The sequence below is a fragment of the Terriglobales bacterium genome (genome assembly GCA_035624455.1).
Classification (GTDB): domain Bacteria; phylum Acidobacteriota; class Terriglobia; order Terriglobales; family Acidobacteriaceae; genus DASPRM01.
On sequence record DASPRM010000014.1, the window covers coordinates 1 to 2822 of the forward strand.

A 2822-nucleotide genomic window follows, 5' to 3' on the forward strand; every position below is an offset into this window, starting at 1 on the left:
CGCGCTGTACGTACCAAGGGCCATACGCGGACGCAGTGCAGCGCTCTCTCATCACCCTGAAGGCGCTGACCTATCAGCCGACCGGCGGCATCGTCGCCGCTCCGACTACATCGCTGCCCGAGCAACCTGGCGGAACGCGGAATTGGGATTATCGTTTCTGCTGGGTGCGAGATGCCACTTTTACATTATTTGCCTTGATGCACGCCGGCTACCAGCTTGAGGCTCGCCGCTGGCGAGACTGGCTGGTGCGCTCTGTCGCAGGCAGCCCCGATCAAATCCAGGTCGTGTATGGCGTTGCGGGTGAACGTCATCTGTTGGAATGGGAGGTACCCTGGCTTTCAGGGTATGGCGGAGCGTTACCGGTGAGGGTAGGCAACGCGGCCAGCCGGCAGCTGCAGGTGGATATCTTTGGCGAGCTCGCCGATGTTTTGCACCAGGCTGGCCGGTTCACGCGGCGGCCAGGCAACCGGCCGGAGCTTGCTCTCCAAAAGGTCCTGTTAGCGCATCTGGAAAAGATTTGGCGCAAAGCTAATAAAGGAATATGGGAAATCCGCGGAAGTAAGAGACACTTCACTCATTCCAAAGTAATGGTCTGGGTTGCATTCGACCGGACAATAAGAACTGCCGAGCGGTTCGCGCTGGATGTTCCCCTGGACAAATGGCGGCAGATACGGGAACTAATTCACAAGGAGGTCTGCCGCTACGGATTCGATCCTGCTCTTGGAACTTTCGTTCAATCCTACGGCTCAAGAGAGCTAGACGCAGCTTTGCTGCTGTTGCCTTTGGTCGGTTTTCTGCCTCCTTCGGACCCTCGGATTCGGGGTACGGTCCAGCAGATCGAGAAGCGCCTTGTGCGGAATGGCTTTGTATTGCGCTATCTGACACAGCGAGTCAATGACGGATTGCCAAGCGGAGAAGGGGCTTTCCTGCCCTGCAGTTTCTGGCTGGCTGATGTCTATGAACTTATGGGACGCCATTCTGACGCCCAGCACCTGTTGCACCGGCTCTTGAAACTCAGGAATGACGTCGGTCTCCTGTCCGAAGAGTACCATCCGACCGCGAGGCGCCTGGTCGGGAACTTTCCTCAGGCTTTTTCCCACGTGGCGTTGGCAAATACGATCATCAATCTCCACACCCCCTCCGGTCCGGCGACAAAGCGCTCAGACTGCCAAAAGCACGTTCCCGGTACGGAGACCGGGACGGCAATCGCGCGGAACCCTCCATGCCGATCTGCCGATCAGAGAACTGATGATATCCAACGTCGATTAGCAATCGTGGACCGAGGTTCAAAATCCTAAGTTGCCTGAAGAGACTGCGCTTCCCCCGGATATTTCGGTACAACTCCCTACAATTGAGGGGAGAGGTGGTGCTTCAACCGTCGCATTCTTGGACCCAGTTCCTTCGGAGAGGGCATCGAAGTTCCGCTTCGAACCAGGAAATTGAGGCGCGTCGCTGTCCGTATTGAAATCGAGAATCCTCCGTCATTTGTGGCCGATTCTCATGACTCGCTCTTGGCGGGTGCTGATAGCTGAACTAAGGTGGGGACATGACCTTCAACTCCAACATCAGAGCTGGCCGCAGGCTGGCGGCTGTGCTCGTCGCGCTTGCGATTGTGGGCTCATCAGCGGATGAGCCATCTCCGAAACCCACCACCCGCGCAGAGGCGACTGCAATCATCAGCAATGCGCGCAAGATTCTAACGCCTAATGGAGTGGAACGGCTCGAGAGAGTGCGTATCGGCGGAATCGATCAATGGGTGTCGATACGTGGCACCGATCGTAGAAATCCAGTGCTGTTATACGTCCACGGCGGACCGGGTTACGTCTCGATCCCGATGAGCTGGTGGTTCGCTCGCGGCTTGGAGGAATATTTCACGGTCGTGCAATGGGACCAGCGCGCGGCCGGCAAAACCTATCTCCTCACCGATCCTGCCAAGATCGCTTCGACCCTCACAACGGAAAGGATGATCTCCGATGTTGAAGAGATGGTCATCTGGGCGCGCAGCGAGTTTGGCAAGGATAAGATTTTCGTCCTCGCCCATAGCTACGGCAGCTTCCTCGGCTTGCAATTAGCACAGCGTCACCCCGAATGGCTGTATGCCTATATCGGGGTGTGCCAGTCCATTAACGGACCCGAGAATGAGCAACGGGGCTGGCGCTTCGCGATCGACGCCGCGCGGCGCGCAGGCAACTCGGAGGCGGTACGCGAGCTGGAAGCAATCGCCCCCTACCCGCCACCTGGGCAGCCGCTCCCGATTAAGGATCTCTACACCCAACGCAAATGGGTGGGCTATTTCGGTGGCGTAATGGCCTATCGTACCGACAATTCGGCCGATAGCGCTCTCGCACAGCTTTCGCCCGACTATAGCGATCAGGAAATCAGCCATATCTGGGATGGCAATAAGTTTGCCACGCCTTATCTGCTTCCCGACCTGGTCGCCACCAATCTCACCAAAATCAGCAAGCTCGCGGTCCCACTGATCCTGTTCGAAGGTCGCCACGACATGAATGTTAATTCTGAAATTGCCTCCCACTGGTTCGAAACGGTAAAGGCACCGGAGAAACACCTGGTTTGGTTCGAGCATTCCGGGCACATGCCGATGACCGAGGAGCCGGGAAACTTTCTCCTCTCTCTCGTGCGGTACGCCCGGCCCATCGCGGAGCGAGCCGGAGATACTCAGTCTGCCGCACGCTGAATAGCTCTGAGACCAGAAAGGCTAAGCCAATGAAGGTTTTGGGTTCCTGGGTTGTTGGATCTGATCAGTACATTGCTTTCAGGATTCCCGGAGCCTGTGTCTAACCACACTCATCCAATCGTGCCAG

The 2822-nt window shown here is 57.0% G+C and carries 2 protein-coding genes; both read left to right on the forward strand.

Going from position 1 to position 2822, the window contains the following annotated elements; translation table 11 throughout:
• Positions 1-1298, forward strand: a 1298-nt coding sequence (locus VEG30_01705; protein ID HXZ78613.1) for a glycoside hydrolase family 15 protein, incomplete at its 5' end; no start/stop codon positions are given.
• Positions 1299-1546: 248 nt separating this feature from the next.
• Positions 1547-2695 (forward strand): alpha/beta hydrolase, encoded by a 1149-nt coding sequence (locus tag VEG30_01710; protein ID HXZ78614.1) that lies wholly within the window; start codon positions 1547-1549, stop codon positions 2693-2695.
• The last annotated feature ends 127 nt before the right edge of the window (positions 2696-2822 follow it).